This window comes from Bradyrhizobium sp. LB8.2 (assembly GCF_040548035.1).
Lineage (GTDB): Bacteria > Pseudomonadota > Alphaproteobacteria > Rhizobiales > Xanthobacteraceae > Bradyrhizobium.
The window spans coordinates 117,402-133,211 of record NZ_JBEPQV010000008.1; the positions used below are offsets into that span (position 1 = coordinate 117,402).

General features: G+C 64.0%; 18 protein-coding genes and 1 pseudogene. 8 read left to right on the forward strand and 11 right to left on the reverse strand.

The features are described from left to right. Nucleotides 1-690: 690 nt before the first annotated feature. The 3 genes from ABIB06_RS12730 to ABIB06_RS12740 are packed head-to-tail and all read right to left on the reverse strand — an operon-like array spanning nucleotide 691 to nucleotide 2,501. Nucleotides 691-1,284, reverse strand: a complete 594-nt coding sequence (locus ABIB06_RS12730; RefSeq protein ID WP_354047149.1) for a hypothetical protein — start codon at nucleotides 1,282-1,284, stop codon at nucleotides 691-693. A 57-nt stretch (nucleotides 1,285-1,341) separates the two neighbouring features. After that, nucleotides 1,342-2,250, reverse strand: a complete 909-nt coding sequence (locus ABIB06_RS12735; protein WP_354047147.1) for a DUF1259 domain-containing protein — start codon at nucleotides 2,248-2,250, stop codon at nucleotides 1,342-1,344. 17 nt (nucleotides 2,251-2,267) lie between these two features. Continuing rightward, nucleotides 2,268-2,501 carry a hypothetical protein gene (locus tag ABIB06_RS12740; protein ID WP_247349925.1) on the reverse strand — a complete coding sequence of 78 codons (234 nt, stop codon included), beginning with the start codon at nucleotides 2,499-2,501 and terminating at the stop codon, nucleotides 2,268-2,270. Between the two features lie 458 nt (nucleotides 2,502-2,959). On the opposite strand from ABIB06_RS12740, the gene ABIB06_RS12745 reads away from it, so the two are divergent. After that, entirely contained in the window at nucleotides 2,960-4,039 is a 1,080-nt protein-coding gene (locus tag ABIB06_RS12745; RefSeq protein WP_354047145.1) for a Cj0069 family protein, read from the forward strand. Between the two features lie 20 nt (nucleotides 4,040-4,059). Here ABIB06_RS12745 and ABIB06_RS12750 read toward each other — a convergent pair whose 3' ends face one another. The 3 genes from ABIB06_RS12750 to ABIB06_RS12760 all read right to left on the reverse strand — a co-directional run bounded on the left by ABIB06_RS12750 (nucleotide 4,060) and on the right by ABIB06_RS12760 (nucleotide 7,088). After that, nucleotides 4,060-5,241: an MFS transporter gene (locus tag ABIB06_RS12750; protein WP_354047335.1), complete on the reverse strand. Its 1,182-nt coding sequence runs from the start codon at nucleotides 5,239-5,241 to the stop codon at nucleotides 4,060-4,062. Nucleotides 5,242-5,356: 115 nt separating this feature from the next. After that, nucleotides 5,357-6,721 carry an NAD(P)-binding domain-containing protein gene (locus ABIB06_RS12755; protein ID WP_354047143.1) on the reverse strand — a complete coding sequence of 455 codons (1,365 nt, stop codon included), beginning with the start codon at nucleotides 6,719-6,721 and terminating at the stop codon, nucleotides 5,357-5,359. Between the two features lie 49 nt (nucleotides 6,722-6,770). After that, nucleotides 6,771-7,088 (reverse strand): ArsR/SmtB family transcription factor, encoded by a 318-nt coding sequence (locus ABIB06_RS12760; protein ID WP_247350255.1) that lies wholly within the window; start codon nucleotides 7,086-7,088, stop codon nucleotides 6,771-6,773. 139 nt (nucleotides 7,089-7,227) lie between these two features. Here ABIB06_RS12760 and ABIB06_RS12765 point away from each other — a divergent pair, with 139 nt between their 5' ends. The 4 genes and pseudogenes from ABIB06_RS12765 (at nucleotide 7,228) to arsC (ending at nucleotide 9,275) form a co-directional block, all read left to right on the forward strand. After that, the gene (locus ABIB06_RS12765; RefSeq protein ID WP_354047141.1) at nucleotides 7,228-7,590 is read left to right on the forward strand and encodes an ArsR/SmtB family transcription factor; all 363 of its coding nucleotides are present in this window, start codon (nucleotides 7,228-7,230) and stop codon (nucleotides 7,588-7,590) included. After that, a pseudogene (locus ABIB06_RS12770) lies at nucleotides 7,583-7,750 on the forward strand (arsenate reductase/protein-tyrosine-phosphatase family protein); the annotation flags it as partial. The gene ABIB06_RS12765 and the pseudogene ABIB06_RS12770, both read left to right, overlap by 8 nt. 6 nt (nucleotides 7,751-7,756) lie before the next feature. Continuing rightward, a complete protein-coding gene (arsB, locus tag ABIB06_RS12775; RefSeq protein ID WP_354047139.1) occupies nucleotides 7,757-8,812 on the forward strand; it encodes an ACR3 family arsenite efflux transporter in 1,056 nt (351 codons plus the stop codon). Nucleotides 8,813-8,873: 61 nt separating this feature from the next. Continuing rightward, a complete protein-coding gene (gene arsC, locus ABIB06_RS12780; RefSeq protein WP_354047137.1) occupies nucleotides 8,874-9,275 on the forward strand; it encodes an arsenate reductase (glutaredoxin) in 402 nt (133 codons plus the stop codon). A 14-nt stretch (nucleotides 9,276-9,289) separates the two neighbouring features. On the opposite strand, the gene ABIB06_RS12785 is transcribed toward arsC, so the two are convergent. Next, complete coding sequence (locus ABIB06_RS12785; RefSeq protein ID WP_247447757.1) at nucleotides 9,290-10,051, reverse strand: hypothetical protein; 762 nt, start codon at nucleotides 10,049-10,051, stop codon at nucleotides 9,290-9,292. Between the two features lie 16 nt (nucleotides 10,052-10,067). Next, nucleotides 10,068-10,256 (reverse strand): hypothetical protein, encoded by a 189-nt coding sequence (locus ABIB06_RS12790; protein WP_247447758.1) that lies wholly within the window; start codon nucleotides 10,254-10,256, stop codon nucleotides 10,068-10,070. Between the two features lie 255 nt (nucleotides 10,257-10,511). Here ABIB06_RS12790 and ABIB06_RS12795 point away from each other — a divergent pair, with 255 nt between their 5' ends. Further along, nucleotides 10,512-11,489, forward strand: a complete 978-nt coding sequence (locus ABIB06_RS12795) for a DUF2336 domain-containing protein (protein WP_354068745.1) — start codon at nucleotides 10,512-10,514, stop codon at nucleotides 11,487-11,489. Here ABIB06_RS12795 and ABIB06_RS12800 read toward each other — a convergent pair. From ABIB06_RS12800 to ABIB06_RS12810, 3 genes are all read right to left on the reverse strand, one after another. Then, a complete protein-coding gene (locus tag ABIB06_RS12800) occupies nucleotides 11,486-11,830 on the reverse strand; it encodes a DUF1491 family protein (protein WP_247447761.1) in 345 nt (114 codons plus the stop codon). The genes ABIB06_RS12795 and ABIB06_RS12800 overlap by 4 nt on opposite strands. Before the next feature lie 69 nt (nucleotides 11,831-11,899). After that, nucleotides 11,900-12,601, reverse strand: a complete 702-nt coding sequence (locus ABIB06_RS12805) for a peptidoglycan-binding domain-containing protein (RefSeq protein WP_354047133.1) — start codon at nucleotides 12,599-12,601, stop codon at nucleotides 11,900-11,902. Then, the gene (locus ABIB06_RS12810; RefSeq protein WP_354068747.1) at nucleotides 12,594-14,477 is read right to left on the reverse strand and encodes a PAS domain-containing sensor histidine kinase; all 1,884 of its coding nucleotides are present in this window, start codon (nucleotides 14,475-14,477) and stop codon (nucleotides 12,594-12,596) included. The genes ABIB06_RS12805 and ABIB06_RS12810 overlap by 8 nt, the downstream gene beginning before the upstream one ends. A gap of 406 nt (nucleotides 14,478-14,883) precedes the next feature. Between ABIB06_RS12810 and ABIB06_RS12815 the strand changes: the two genes are divergently transcribed. Beyond that, nucleotides 14,884-15,309 (forward strand): DUF5330 domain-containing protein, encoded by a 426-nt coding sequence (locus ABIB06_RS12815; protein ID WP_354047129.1) that lies wholly within the window; start codon nucleotides 14,884-14,886, stop codon nucleotides 15,307-15,309. A 67-nt stretch (nucleotides 15,310-15,376) separates the two neighbouring features. Then, nucleotides 15,377-15,808, forward strand: coding sequence for a SufE family protein (locus tag ABIB06_RS12820; RefSeq protein WP_247349912.1), 432 nt, complete (start codon nucleotides 15,377-15,379; stop codon nucleotides 15,806-15,808). The last annotated feature ends 2 nt before the right edge of the window (nucleotides 15,809-15,810 follow it).

Below are 15,810 nucleotides of genomic sequence, written 5' to 3' on the forward strand. Positions count from 1 at the left end.
CGACAATTCGGACGCCGGCCCCGTGCCCGCGGCGCCCACCTTCATGGGGCCGGCATCTGAAAGCCTTCACAAGAGCGGACGCGTCTGCCCCTTGCTCTGTGAACATGGCTTTAGGGCGGACGGCGACCGCTGTACAAAGATTGTGTGTCGCAGCGGTTATGAGGTCGGCGATGACAACACGTGCGGGAAGATTGCAAAAAAGCCAACCGCAAGCCGTGAAGACACTCAGCCCAAACGCATCCGGCCAGAAGGCTCCGCAGCGGCCCCGGAGAAGTTAACGGCTCCAACATCTGGACAAATTGTCTGCAATTCCGCCGGTTGTCGGCCGGTGCAAAAGGGCTGTCATTTAGAAGCTTCTACATCTGCCGCGATGGGATCGATGGGAGCAGCAAGTCGCAACAGAGAAGTCTGCAACTGACCGATCTTGACGGCCGGAAAATGCCGAGCATTCCAGTCAGCATTGTCTCGCTAAGGCTTCGGATGAAAACATCGGTCAATCCATGCGCAATCAGACGGCCGCCAAGCTCGCGAGAGCGCGCGCAAGATCGAGCGCCAGTTCCGGATCGAGTGATTTGAACGCGACCAAACCTTCTTCCGCCCGTAGTGGGCAGATCGACGCAATCAGCAGGGCCGTCGCAACCGACAGGCATCGAACATTCTTGGCAATCTCCGGCGTAGGTGACCAAACGCCTATTTGATCTCACCATATGTCAGATCATCGAACAGGGTCACGCTATCCGCCTTGGTCCACAGGCCGATCATGCCCGCATGCGCAATCGTGGCGTCCTCTACCTCGAACAACGGCTGTCCGTCATAGGTCACCTTGAACCGACTTCCCGCGAAGTCGCAGCGCAGCACGTGCCATTGCCCGGATGACACCGGCGCGCTGACGCCATACCCGCCTCTGCGACCCACGATCTCAAGTGACATTCGAACGCCATTGATCGTCTTGTACAGCACGACATTGTCCTCCAGCGCGTTGGCGCGAACCACATAATAATTATCGGCATCCTTCGCCCGCCAGATGACTCCCGCTGCGCGATCCTCGGACCCGGCGACGGCCTTGAATTTCACCTCAACGAAGCCGTCGCGGATGTTGGTATCGCGCTTGATGGCGAGGGGAAATGTCGCCCGTCCGGATTGCTTGAGAACGTTCGGCTTGCTTGGCGCCGTGGACTCGGCCTCGACGGTCCATTTCGGTTCTCCTTTGCCGGTCATCGTCAAGGTCCACCCGTCGGGCGAAGTTCCGGCTGCAGCATTGTCGAAATTCAGGGTCTCGGCCACCGCGTTCCCTCCCCCTAACAAAGCCAGCATAAATGCCAGTGCAAGCCTTCCCATGCCTCAGCTCTTCGTGCTCGCCGTCTTGTCGAGCGCCGCACGGAGACCTTCAGCAAGCTTGACGGCATCGTCGTTCGCCCAGAAATGCATGAAGAAGAGCCGCGGCTGCTCATCCAGCATGTGGCTGTGCAGTGCCGTCACCTCGATGCCGTGCGTCCGAAGCGCCAGGATGACCGGGTTTACCTCGTCGCTGGTCAGCACGAAGTCGCCGGTGATGGCCGCCTTGCCTTCGCCAGTCGGCTGGAAATTGATACCGATTGCGACGCCCATCGCGGCGACGGGGGTCAACAACATGCCGTCTTCCGTTATCGGGTCGCGCCGCTTCACGTTGAACTGGTAGACGCCGCCATTCGTTTTCCCGTTCACCCCGATGATCCGGTCGAGCTTCGCCGTGTCGAGGTCGACGGCGGGTGGCGGGTTCGCCGGCGCCGCGACCGTCAGCGGGGTCTTGCTTTCGGCGAGCGCATCGCGGATGGCGGAGGCCAGCTTGACGGGATCGCCATGGCCGGCGACGTGCATGTAGAACGTTGCCGGGCTCGCACGCAGCAGATGATTGTGCACGGCGGTGATTTCGAGACCGCTCGCGATCATCTTCGCCATCACGGGATTGATCTCGGTCTCAAGCAGCACTAGGTCGCCCATGACCATTGCGCCGCCATGCGCAGGCTTGAATGCGACCCAGCCGCCCAGCGCCAACGCCGGCTTGATCGTGACGCCGTCCAACGTCACGGAGAGATCGCTGCGGGGAAAGCCGTAACGGCGGACGTCGTCCGAGACGGCAGGCTTGCGGCCCAGGGTCTCGTCCACCTTCTGCCATTCGGCATCTTGGGCGTATGCCCGGATGAAGGGGCCGAAACCAAATGCAAGAAGGCAAACGCCAATGCCGACGATGGCCCAGATCATTCTTTTCATCGTGCTACTCCTCGCCTTCAGTTTCGCTCTTTGATTTGGCCGCTGCTGTCGACGACGAGCGTCACAGCCTTACCGTTCCTCGCCGCCTTTGCGGTGATGCCTTCGGCCGTGGACTTGACGTCGCTCACCTGCGAGTAGCCTGCCGCCTGGATCTTGGCGATCAGTTCCTCCTGGGTCAGGGCGTGGACCGGCGACAGCCCGCCCGCGAGCGCCAACAGCAGGACCGTGTGAAAAATTGTGCACCTTCGCATATTCATTCTCCTGGTTGTGTCCCTGCCCCAGGTGAAGTCTGTTCGCGAGCTTGTCCCTATCTGGCGCCCAAGGGGCGCGGCAGGACGCCGGCATCGACGCGTATGTCGACGAGCGTCGGCGCGGCCAACGTGCCGACAGGTCGAGACAATCTGTGGGATGAAATCCGGATGTATGATGACATGCTGCGCCCTTGGTGATCAGGACGCGATTCTTGGGCATGTCGCCTCGCGAGGAGATCGCACTTCCCCGTCCCGCAAATAGAAAGCCTCGAGCGCGAAGCTGTCAACCGTCATGTGTTCGGGCGTCACGAAGAGTTCACTGTCCGAGCGGAACCGCGCCGACACCGTCTTGAAACTTGCGGATGGCCTCATTAGTGTCGCTCACGTGGGGACGAAGCAGACTCCCCGTGAGGCCTCGGTCCAAGCTCTGCGCAGCACGCCATTCGTGGAGCTTGCGCATGGATACCGAACGACACCCTTCTCACCAACACACCGTCGCCATCCTCTCACGCGGAGACGCTGTCGCGCGGCGGGATGCGACGGCGCAAAACAGCCGCTTCGTCCGGGTCTTCGAAGCACTTGCCGCCGTCGGCATCGAAGCCCGGCCGGTGATCTACGACGAAAGCTTTGCCGAGGAGGTGCGCGATCAATTGCTCGCGACCAGCGGCGTTCTCGTCTGGGTCGATCCGATCCACCAGGGCAAGACGCGTGCTGAACTTGATCCCCTGCTTCGTGATGTTGCGGCGCGGGGATCATGGGTGAGCGCGCATCCGGACGTCATCCTGAAGATGGGCGTCAAGGACGTGCTCTTCCGCACGCGTCACCTCGGCTGGGGCGCCGACACGCATCGCTATGACACCGCGGCATCCTTCCGCGCCGAATTCCCGTCGCGCCTCCTTGCGCACGGCCCGCGCGTGCTGAAGCAAAATCGCGGCAACGGCGGCCAGGGCATCTGGAAGGTCGAGGCTCTCTCGAACGCGGACGCCATGGTTCGGGTGCTCCATGCGCAGCGCGGGAGCCAGCCCGAGGACGTGCCGCTCGACGCCTTCCTGGCCCGGTGCGAGCCGTATTTCGGCTGGGGCGGCTGTATCATCGACCAGGCGTTTCAACCTCGCCTGCCCGATGGAATGATCCGCTGCTACATGAGCGGGTCGAAGGTCGCGGGCTTCGGGCACCAACTGATCAAGGCCTTGATCGCGCCGCCGCCGGAAGGTGCGGATTCGCCCGAGGCCCAGCCGGGACCGCGAGTCATGCACGGACCCGATGCTCCGCAATTCCAGGTGCTGCGAAGGATGATGGAGGACGACTGGACCCCGGGAATGATGAAGACGCTGGACATCGACGATGGCTCGCTCCCGGTCATCTGGGACGCGGACTTCCTGTACGGTCCGAAAGATGCGGCCGGTGCCGACACCTACGGCCTGTGCGAGATCAACGCGAGCTCATGCTTTGCGATCCCCGAGGAGGCCCCGGCGGCGATCGCGCGGACGGCAAAACATCGGCTCTCGCGGACACAAAGGGCTGGTTCGGCCAAATAGAAACGCCGGGGCGAGCAGCGTCATCTCGCGCTGCGGCTCGGGGACGGTCGCGCCCGCGCCCAGAGCAGCGCCAGTGGACCCACCGCAATCCCGGCCGAGAGGACAATGAACGCCAGCAGCCAGCCGTTGGCGCTCTGCGGTCCGCCGGCCATGTCGAGCGCGGCGCCGGTTCCCCAGGCGCCGACAGCCGAGAGGCCGAAGCCAACGGTGGAGTGCAAGGCCAGGGTCGCGCCGCGATGTTCGGACACTGCAGCAGCCGACATGCCGGCGGTCAATGCGCCGGAATCGGCCGGCACCGTCAGGCCATAGATCATCAGCAGCAGCGCGAGCAGCCATGCCGGGGCGGTCGCGTTCAGCCCGATGACCAGCGCAACACAAGCCGATGCAATCATCACAATCGTGATTGCCCGATGACGCCCGAACTTCAGCGCAGCCTCGTTGCCGAGGATGCTTGCGGGCATCGAGATCACCGCGAAGCAGAAGCTCAGCACAACGGGGCTCAACCAGGAAGGCGCGCCTTGATGTGAGATGACGAAGGTCCAGAACCCGACCAGCCAGGTGCGAATGCCGTAGAGCTCGAAGCAATGGGCGCCGTAACCGAATATGTATCCGAGCGCCTCGCGATTGGCGAAGACGGGCGCGAAGTTCAAAAGACGTCCCGTCTTCGGCGCGGGGCGCTGCTCCTGCATCAGAAGGCACGCGACAACCATCGCAATGGGACCAAAGCCAGTCACGAGGAAGGCGGTCCGCCACCCCCATTCGTCAGCGATGATCTGCGCCACCAGGAACGAGAGGCCGACACCAACTGAAAAGCTCGACGTGTACAGAGTGACGGCCCGTGAAGTGTCGCCGGCGGGAAGCCGGTCCGTCAGCGCCTTCAGGCCGGGCATGTAGGCGCCCGCAAATCCAAGTCCTGCAAGGGACCAGATCGCGGTCGCGGACCAAAACCCTTGCGCGAAGATTCCGAACGCCAAGGTCGCCAGCCCGCTGAGGATCGAGCCGCAGAGCAGGACGAGTCGCGCATCGATCCGGTCGGTCAACGTCGTCAGCACCGGTACCGCGAGCATGTAGCCGAACGCATAACCGCTTGCCATCAGCCCGCCTTCGGCGGCGGAAAGCCCCCAAGCCGGCATCAAATGCTGCGCAAGGTTCGCGGATAGCGTCACATGCGGCAGCAGATTGCCGACCTGGCCGATGCACATCACCGCGATCAGCGACCGACCGCTCAAGTTACGAATGCTGTCCTCCCGCCCCCAAGCCGAAACGGCGCACGAACCACGGTGGGAGAATCTCCGGCTTCACCTGCAAGAACCAAATTCATGAACAACCGCACCCCGAAGCGCCGGCCTTCTTCGCCGATTCATCGGCCGCGCAACAGGCCGTTGGTTCCTGCTTCGCCGGCCCACCGCAGCATCCTGATGCCGCTTCAGTGGACTCGACGCCACCGCGCGTGCAGACGCCGGTCTCCGGCAGCACGAGCTCCACCCTTGCGGCGGCTTCCTTGTCGCCGGCGAGATCGGCCGCAATCGAGCGGACCTGCTCATACCCTGTCATCATGAGAAAGGTCGGCGCGCGGCCATACGACTTCATGCCCGCCATGTAGAAGCCCGGCTCATCGTGCGAGAGCTCGCGCGCGCCGTGCGGGCGCACCGTGCCGCAGCTGTGCTCGTTGGGATCGATGAGCGGCGCCAGGGCGACCGGCGCCTCGATGGCGGGATCGAGCCGCAGGCGCAATTCGGACAGGAACGAAAAATCGGGACGAAAGCCCGTCGAGACGATCAGCTCGTCCACGATTACACTTCGCGCGCCGGCGCCGGCCGCGATCTCGAGGCGACTTTCGGATTCCGAGAGATGCGTGACGCCGAATTCGGATTCGACCTTGATCTTCCCGGAGGCAACAAGCGCAGCGAAGGCGCTGCCGAGTTCTCCGCGTGCAGCAAGCTTGTCATTCCGGCCGCCGCCAAAAGCCTTCGCGGGATCGGCGCCGCGCAACAGCCAGATAGCTTGCGTCCCCGGCACCTCGTCGGCGAGTTGCGCGAGATCGATCAGCGTGCCTACCGCGGAATGGCCGGCGCCGAGCACGGCGACGGTCTTCCCGGCATATCTGGCGCGATCGGCGCCCCGCACATCCGGCATGCCGTAGGCGATGTGGCCGGCGCATTCGCGCTCGCCGATCGCCGGCAAGCCGTTGCGGCCCGCTGGATTGGGCGAGAACCATGTGCCTGATGTATCGATCACGGCATCCGCGCGCAGCACTTCCGGACCTTTGCCGTTCTGATAGCGGATTTCGAACGGCTCCTGCTCTCTTCCCCTGGTCTTCGCCTTGTCGAAACCGACGCGGCTGATGGCCGAGACGCGACTGGATGTCCGGATCACCTCGCGCAGTGGCGTTCGCGTCGCAAGCGGCATCAAATATCGATCAAGCAGTTCGCCACCGGTCGGATAGGCGCTTGGGTCCGGCGAATTCCATCCGGTCGGCGTCAGCAGGCGCGCCGCGGCCTTGTCGACATTGTACTCCCACGGCGAGAAGAGCTGGACATGCTGCCATTGACGCACCGCGTGCGCGGCTTCGGGCCCGGCCTCCAATACGACGGGCGACATGCCGCGTTCGAGCACGTGCGCGGCCGCAGCCAGGCCGACGGGCCCTGCCCCGATGACAGCAACCGTTTTTCCACCGCTCATTCCATTTCTCCCATCATTCTAGAAGCATCGAATAACTGAGACCAAAAAATCACGCCGCCGTTTTGGCATTCTTGCATTCGGTTTCGTCGGCACAGCATTCGGACACCAGGAAGTCCACCAAGCCACGCATGCCGTCGTAGTTTGCGTGACAGACCAGGGTCGTGGATTCCCGAACCTGACTGATGAGCCCAACTGCGACCAGAGACTTGATGTGATGGGACAGCGTCGATGCGGGGATCTTCAGCTTGTCCTGCAAGCGACCGACGGGCATGCCCGATCGTCCAGCCCGGACCAGGGCCCGGTAAATCTGAAGCCGTGTCCGGTTGCCCAAGGCTTCCAGGCGTGCTGCTGCGTCGTCAATCTTCATGAGCGCCATCATGCGCCGATCGCCAGTTGCTGTCAACTGTATTTCTAGAATGTTCGAAATACCACTTTCAATACAATCTGTATGGAGCGGCACGGATTTCCGGATTGACTTCCCCCGATATTTCCATAAATCTGGATATATGGAAACCGAAGAAGCCGTTCTTGCGCTCGCAGCCCTCTCGCAATCGACCCGTCTGGAGGCCTTCCGGACGCTCGTCAGGCACGAGCCCGACGGCCTTCCGGCCGGCGATCTCGCCCGCCTGCTGGAAGTCCCGCCGAACACGCTGTCGGCCCATCTGTCGATCCTGACACGCGCGCGCCTTGTCACCTCCGAGCGACACAGCCGCTCGATCGTCTACCGCGCCAACCTTGCCGAATTCCGGGACATTGCGGTCTTCCTGCTGCGGGATTGCTGCGGCGGGCGCCCGGAAGTTTGCGAGCCGGTCGTCGATAGCCTTCAAGCCTGCTGCTCGCCGAAACGAAAGGAGCGAAGCCGTGCCTGACCAGGTGTTCAATGTGCTGTTCCTGTGCACCGCCAATTCGGCGCGCTCGATCCTCGCCGAGTCGATCCTCCGCAAGGACGGTGCCGGCCGGTTTCGGGCGTTCTCCGCCGGCAGCAGGCCGAAAGCCGCGGTGCATCCGCTGGCGCTGCGCGATGTGGCGTAGCCCATGGGACTCTTCGAACGATACCTTACTCTCTGGGTTGCGCTTTGCATCGTGGCCGGCGTAGCGCTGGGACATGTCTTGCCAGGCTTCTTTGCTGCGGTCGCGACCGCTGAGGTTGCCAAGGTCAACCTGCCGGTTGCGGCGCTCATCTGGCTCATGATCGTGCCGATGCTGCTGAAGATTGATTTCGGCTCATTGGGCCAAGTCCGTGAGCATTGGCGCGGCGTGGGCGTTACCCTTTTCATCAACTGGGCCGTAAAGCCATTCTCGATGGCGCTGCTGGGCTCGTTGTTCATCGGCCATGTGTTCGCACCGATGCTGCCGGCGGGCCAGATCTCGTCCTACATCGCGGGCCTGATCCTGCTGGCCGCCGCGCCTTGCACCGCCATGGTGTTCGTATGGTCCAACCTGTGCGAAGGCGAGCCTCACTACACTTTGAGCCAAGTCGCGCTCAACGACGTGATCATGGTTTTCATGTTCGCACCGCTCGTGGGACTGCTGCTCGGGGTGGCCTCCATCAGCGTCCCCTGGGGCACGTTGCTCCTGTCGGTCTTGCTATACATCGTGGTCCCCGTGATCGTCGCGCAAGTGTGGCGAAGGGTGCTGCTGCAAAACGGTGGAGCTGCATTCGCCCGCAGCCTGCGGACGCTGCAGCCTCTTTCGCTCGTTGCGCTTCTGGCGACGCTGGTTCTCCTATTCGGCTTTCAGGGAGAGCAGATCGTCAGGCAGCCGGGCGTGATCGCGATCCTCGCAGTGCCGATCCTCGTCCAGGTTTATTTCAATGCGGGCCTGGCGTATTGGCTCAGCCGGCGGTTTGGCGTGGCCTGGTGCGTCGCCGCTCCAGCAGCGCTGATCGGCGCGAGCAACTTCTTCGAGTTGGCAGTCGCTGCAGCGATCAGCTTGTTCGGTCTGGACTCCGGCGCAGCGCTTGCAACTGTGGTCGGCGTTCTTGTCGAAGTACCGGTGATGCTATCCGTCGTCCGCATCGTGAAGGCGACCAGAGGCTGGTACGAGGCAGGCGCTGGCAAGGCGGCCACTGCGGTTGAGGTTCGGCAATGACGACACTATCTATTCGCTGTGCCGACGTGCGCGAGCCCGCAACTGTCGTGGAGGCCCGATCATGAGCGTCACGATCTACCACAACCCCGCCTGCGGCACCTCGCGCAACACGCTGGCGATGATCCGGCAGAGCGGCGCCGAGCCCGTCGTCATCGAATATCTGAAGACGCCGCCATCCCGCGCAAAGCTGGTCGAGCTGGTCAAGGCCCTGAGCATCTCCGCTCGCGCGCTGCTGCGGGAGAAAGGCACGCACTATCGCGATCTCGGCCTCGACGACCCGAAATGGACGGACGACGAGCTGATCGACCAGATGCTCGCGCACCCCATCCTGATCAACCGCCCGATCGTGGTGACGCCCAGGGGCACACGCTTGTGCCGGCCCTCGGAAGCCGTCATCGATCTCCTGGACAATCCCGTCGGCCGGTTCGTGAAAGAGGATGGCGAGGTGGTCGAGGCCAAGTAGGTTCGCGAGAAATTCTAGCCCTTGGAGACGACCGCGCGGCCGTAGGGCGGCTGGGCCGCGACCGGCGGGTTGGCGGTCTGGGCGGCGAGTTCGCCGATCAGCCGATCGGCATCGGCGGCCATGCCGTCGGGCGCCTGGATCACCAGCCGCTCCAGACCCCAGCGATACGACGAGACGCGCTGCTCGAGGCATTGCTGCACCCACTGGATGATCAGCGAATTCTCCTGCATGCGCTCGACCGCGTCCTCCTTCTCCTTCGGCGAGAGGCTGGAGACGCGCGCCATGCTGGCGTTGCGCTTCTTGTCGAGGTCGATGACGCGGATCGCAGAGCCGAAGAACGGCTCGAAGCGGGTGATGTCGTTGCGCACGTCCTCGATCAGCTGCGCATAGCGCGAGGAATGCGAACGGTGCGGCTCGTCGATCAGCGTGCGTCCGTACATGGTGCGGTCGAACACGATCTTTTGCCGCCAGGGCGAGGGCAGCGCTTTGTAGTCGCCGAACACGCTCTTCCAGGCGGGCCGCGACAGTGGCGGCTCGATCAGGGGATAGGCGAGGTCGCGAAGCTGGCGCTCTTCGTCGGTGAGCTGGAATTGCGACGGCTTCAGGCCGACGCTGGAGGTGACTTCAGCGCCCAGCCAGCGATGCATGTCGTCGCTGCGCATGTCGGCGCGGGTCCGGCCGAAATCACCGCCACTACAGGCGGCGAGCGCAGCGCCCAGCGATACGAGCAGGATGGCCGTTACGACAGGCCGGATCTGGCGGAGGTTTTCCGGCATTGCAAAAGGCCGGATGTTAGCGGCGACGACGACGGCGCCCCGGCGCGGTGCCCTGCTCCGGCCCGTGATCGCCGCTGGGCTCGTCGCTCTCGCGCTCGATGCGGATCACGGGGAGAATCAGAATCGTTCCCATGTCCACGTGCGGAGCCACGTCATCCGACGCGCCCACCCGGCGACCGGCCGGAAATTCGATAATGGTCCCCATAATCCGCTCTCTATCAATTGCCGCGCGACCCGGCGCGCTTATGCAACATGCATTCATTAAGATCAGTTCATGGTTAACGGTGTGTAAACGCGCCGGCCGGACCGTAACCGCACGGGCCGGACCTTCCGTCCCCTTGCGGCACGGGAACGCTTGAAAACGCGCGTTGGGCTTCACGCCTCGTTTTCCTTAACGAGCCTTTAAAGGAGCCCGCGATAGGCTGGCCGCCAGTATCTTTTCCAGGTCGCGTATCTCTCCATGACCAAGTCGCTGTTTCCAGGATTCGACGGGCTGATGTCCCTCTCCCGTCGCGAAGGCGTCGATGTTCGTCCGACGCTGCTGCGCGTGCTGACCGACCTCTATGTTCAGTCGAGCACCCACAGCGACGACGAGCAGCGCCAGTTCGTCGAGCTTGCCATGCGGTTGATCGACCAGGTCGACGACGCGACGCGCGCGGCCATCAAGGCGCGGCTTGCGATCTATCCCTCGACGCCCGCCCCGATCATGCAGAAGCTCGGACTGTCGGCCGCACAGGAGGGCCGCAGGGTTCCGCTTGCGCGCGAAATCCCGGCACCCCCGCCTGCCCCCTCGCCGGTTCGCACGCCAACCGAGGCCGAACAGCGCATGGCCTCGAACATGGCGATGCAGCCAAAGGACGCGGCCGAGATCCACGACATGTTCTTCCGCGCCGGCGCCTCCGAGCGCGCGCTGATCCTGCACAATCTGGCGCAGACCCCGCTGAAGGCCGCGCCGCGGATTCCGACCGTGCGTGCCAAGCGCGCGATCCAGATCCTGGAGATGGCGGCGATCGCGGGCGATGTCGAGAATTTCACCTTCGAGCTCGGCGACAGCCTGATCCTGCCCTCGCGCGTCGCCGCCCAGATCGTCGACGATGCAAGCGGCGAAGCGCTCGCTGTCGCGGCGCGCGCGCTCGACATGCCGAGCCCGGTCTTCCAGCGCATCTTGCTGTTCTTCAAGCCGGAGATCGGCAACTCCGTGACCGACGTGTACCGGCTGTCGCGGCTCTACGATCGCCTCAGCGATCGCTCGGCGCTGGTGTTGCTGGCCGCCTGGCGCGGCTCGACACTCGCCGTCACCCGCGCAAAATACCAGCCGTCGCTGCACGACAGCGATCGTCAGCGCGCGCGTGCGGGCGCAAGCCAGACGCGCCCGGGCGTGCAGCCCGGCTCCGCGCCTGCGGTGCGGACGGGCACCGACGGGTCGTCGGATCGTTAGGCCTTCGCGAGCTCGAGAAAATGCCGGCCGGCGCGGTCTTCGGTCTCGACGATCCAGACGTCCTGATCGAAGCGTATCTCCTTGGTCAGCCGTTCCTCGATGGTGTGCTCAGGCAAGGGCTGCGGCGCAACCGGCACGAAGAAGCGATCGACCGGCCGGCCATCGTCATAGACGGTCTGCGGCGCCGGTGCGTAGAGCATCGCATTGCCGTCGAGCAGCGACACCTTCACGAACACCGCGCCCGCCTCCTCGGCCCCGCGACGGCGCACCGCGCCGAACACGCCCTCGGTCTGGCACCGGCGCAGATAGGCTGAGACCCAGATGTTTGATTTTAATCGCATGGGCGCACGATAGGCCAGGGCTGCAATGAGCACCAGCCTTCGGGCTTCGGACCCTGCGAAGCCTGATGCTTATTCGACGGGGTGGCCGATCGCGGCGCCGAGCTCGCGCAGCAGGCGGTCGGACACCTGACCGGTGACCTGCATCTTGTGCTCGCGCTCGAATTTCTGGATCGCGGACTGGGTCTCGCCGCTCATCGCGCCCGTGACCTTCAAATTCCCGTAGCCGTATTCGGACAGCGCGCGCTGCACACCGGCGATACGCCGCCCAGCCGGGCTCTGCTGCACCGGAATCGGCGCCGGCGGACGCGCGATGGCGACGGACGGCGGCACCGACGCCGTTTGCTTGACCAGATTGGTCATGGGATCGCCCGAGCGCGGCGTCGATGCGGTCGCCTCAACCGGCTTCTCCGGCGCCTTCTCCGCAGGTCTGGGCTCGGCACGAAACTCCGTCGCTCTCGGCTCGAGCGGCGAGGTATCGGCGCCGACGGGACGCGGACGCGGCAAGGGGTTCGACAACGGCAGGGATGACGGCGCAGGAAGATTGATCACGGTGCCGAACATCGGCGCCGGATGCCGGCCGGTCTGCAGGAACAGCGCATTGGCAACAATCGCGCTGATGGCGGCAACAGCGACGAGACCGGCCAGCGTATCCTTCGGGCTGTGCAGCAGCACGCGCACCACGAGATTGCGCTCGGTTTCGACGTCGATCACCGCGGCCTTGGCGCCACGGCGGTGCGGAGCGGCTTCGTCCTTGGCAGACTTCTTAGGCACTTTTCTTCACCAGAGCGGGTTGGTCCTGAACTTGGTCGTGAGATTCCTGACGCGGCACCGGCGTTAGCGTCGCGATCTTGCTCTCGCTCGCCTCAGACGTCTTTTGATCGGAAGACGTCTTTTGATCAGAAGTCTTGGCCTGGGGCGGCGTGTAGACGAGCGGCAGCTTGACGGTGACGGCGGTGCCCTCGCCAAGCCTGCTTTGTACCGTCAATTCGCCGAGATGCAACGCCACGAGGCTCTTCACGATCGAAAGTCCGAGGCCGGTTCCTTCGTGACGGCGCTGATAAGTCTTGCCGGCCTGGAAGAACGGCGCGCCGACGCGCTTGAGATCGTCAGGCGCGATGCCGATTCCGGTGTCGCTGATGCCGAGCGCAAGCTGCGAGCCCGACACCGCGGCTGTTACGGTGACCTGACCGCCGCGCTCGGTGAATTTGATGGCGTTGGCGACGAGGTTGAGCACGATCTGCTTGAAGGCGCGCGGATCGCCGGTCATGAAAGGCAGGTCCTGCGGCGCATCGGTGACAAGATCGACGCCGTTCTCCCGCGCCTTCAGCGCCAGCAGATTGCAGCAATGCATCAGCGATGCACGCGGCGCGAACGGCTCGGAGGCAATCTCGAAATTGCCCGATTCCATCTTGGACATGTCCAGGATGCCGTTGACGACCGAGAGCAGATGCTGGCCGGAATCGTTGATGAGCTGGGCGTATTCCCTGCGCTGGGCCGCGCCCAGCATCAAGGTCTGCTCCTGCGCGATCATCTCGGAGAAGCCGATGATGGCGTTGAGCGGCGTGCGCAGTTCGTGGCTCATGGTGGCGAGGAAGCGCGTCTTGGCGGCGTCGGCCTCCTCGGCGGCGCTGCGCGCCCGATCGAGCGCCTGCTCGGAAAGCTTGCGGTCGGTGACATCGCGCATCACGGCGACGACATCGGCCTCGCGCGTGGCATCACGGCCCGCATCCTGATCGAGCGGGCGACAGCGCAACTCGACCCAGATGAAATCAATTTGGCCACGCTCCGAGCCGACAGGCTCCCGCCGCAACCGGAACTCGACACTGCGCACGTCGCCGCGCGCGGCATCGGACAGCGCCGTCAGATACGCCGGACGATCGGCGACATGGACCCGGTCGAACAGGCCGTGGCCGAGCAGTTGCGCGACGGGCACGCCGAGCATGGCTTCCACCGCCGGCGAGATGAACTGCACCGCGCCGTTGCGCCGATGCCGCGAGATGACGTCGCTCATGTTCCGCGCCAGCAGGCGGTAACGCTCTTCCTCACGCGACAGCAGCGCAAAGCTGGTGCGCGCGAGCGATTCCGCCCCGAACGCGAGGCCTGCGGCATAGAGGGTCGCCGAGGCGACGCCGAACGCCATCAGCACGCCGCGCTCCGCGGCGCTGGTGTCGCCAATCGGCAGCCAGCCGAGCTGGCCGACAAGGATGAGGATGCCGGCGCAGGACAGTGCAAGCAGCGAGGCAAAGGCCGCGACACGGCGCGAGGCCGACAACGCAGCTTCGAGGGGAACCACGACCAGCCAGATCGCGGCGAATGATTCGATGCCGCCGGTCGTAACCGCAACCGCCAAGATCAGGCCCGCGAGCGCCAGCGACGACAGCACATGCGCGCCTTCATAGCGCCCGGTGCGCGACAGGAACCAGGACAACAGGATCGGCGCGATCAGCCAGGCGAAGGCGGCGACCTCGATTGCGCTCGGCGCGCCGCGCATGGCGAGATAGACCGGGAATGCGGCAAAGGCGGCCAGGCTGCCGAGCAGACGCGGCGCCATGAAGGCACGATGGCGTGCTCGCGTCAGCGCGTCGTAACGCGCGGAGGGATGCAGCAGCGCATCGAGACAATCGCGGATGATACTCAAAACTGTCACGGATCTCGCGCTTCGGCTTACTCGTCGAGAAGACGTGCCGGAACGCCTCTCCTTATCGTGAGGTCACCGTGTCAGAGCGACCTTAAACGAACACTAAGGCGATGCGGCGTGCCGCCGGACACCGTGTCATCGCGGGGCTTTTTAGACGATTTGACGACGTCATCGGCAAGGATGGTGAACGCAGGGTTTCACCGTGATCCGCATGGTTTCGAAATGGTGATTGGGCGTGCCGGCAGAATCACGGGCATAGGCGTCAATCGAAAATTTACGAGACCGTCGATTTCGAAGATTTTTGCGTAAATTTTCTGCGAATTAAGCGGAAGGCAATCACTTGCGATTTATCGAGAGTTGCTAGGTCCGACATCCGCGGAGATGCCGCGGCGGGATCTAACATACAGGTCGCAAGATGCGCTTTCTGCTTCGCATCACATTCTGGCTCGGGCTGGTGCTGGTGCTCCTGCCGCGGGACAAGACGCCCGAATCGGACAAGCTGCCGCAGATCGGCGCCGCCGACGCGGTGCAGGCTGCGACCGCGGCCGTCTCCGACATGACCCAGTTCTGCAAGCGCCAGCCCGCGGCCTGCGAGGTCGGCGGACAGGCCGCGACCATCATCGGCCAGCGCGCACAGGACGGCGCGCGCAAGATCTACCAGATCATCAACGACAAGAAAGAGCAGCTCGAGAAGCCCGACAAGAAGGCGCCCGACCACACCGGCTCGATCGCGCTGGCCGGCGAAGGCGACACTGCTACGAGCGAAGCCCCGGGCGACACCCTATCCCAGGACGACCTTACGCTGGAATGGCGCGGCCCGCCGCCTGCGCCAGCGAATTAGCCCCCAAAGCCTATCGATTTCACGGCCTTGCGTCCCTATATTGGCCTGAACGGGAACACGGGCCAGCATGACGACGATCGACGAAATCAGGGACAATTTCGAGATTCTGGACGAGTGGGACGACCGCTACCGGTACGTCATCGAGCTCGGCCGCACCCTGGAACCGATGTCCGAGGCTGAGCATTCGGCCGAGAACAAGGTGAATGGCTGTGTCAGCCAGGTCTGGCTCCAGAAGCTGATCGATCATCGCCATGGCGGCGCGCCGATCCTGAAATATCGCGGCGACAGTGACGCCCACATCGTGCGCGGGCTGGTCGCGATCGTGCTGTCGCTTTACTCCGGCCGCACGCCGCAGGAGATTCTTGCGACTGACGCCATTGCCGTGTTCGACGAGTTCGGCTTTCGCGATCATCTGACGCCACAGCGTTCCAACGGCCTGCGCTCGATGGTCGAGCGTATCAAGACCGACGCGAAAGAAGCGCTCGCGGAAGCGTCCTGAGG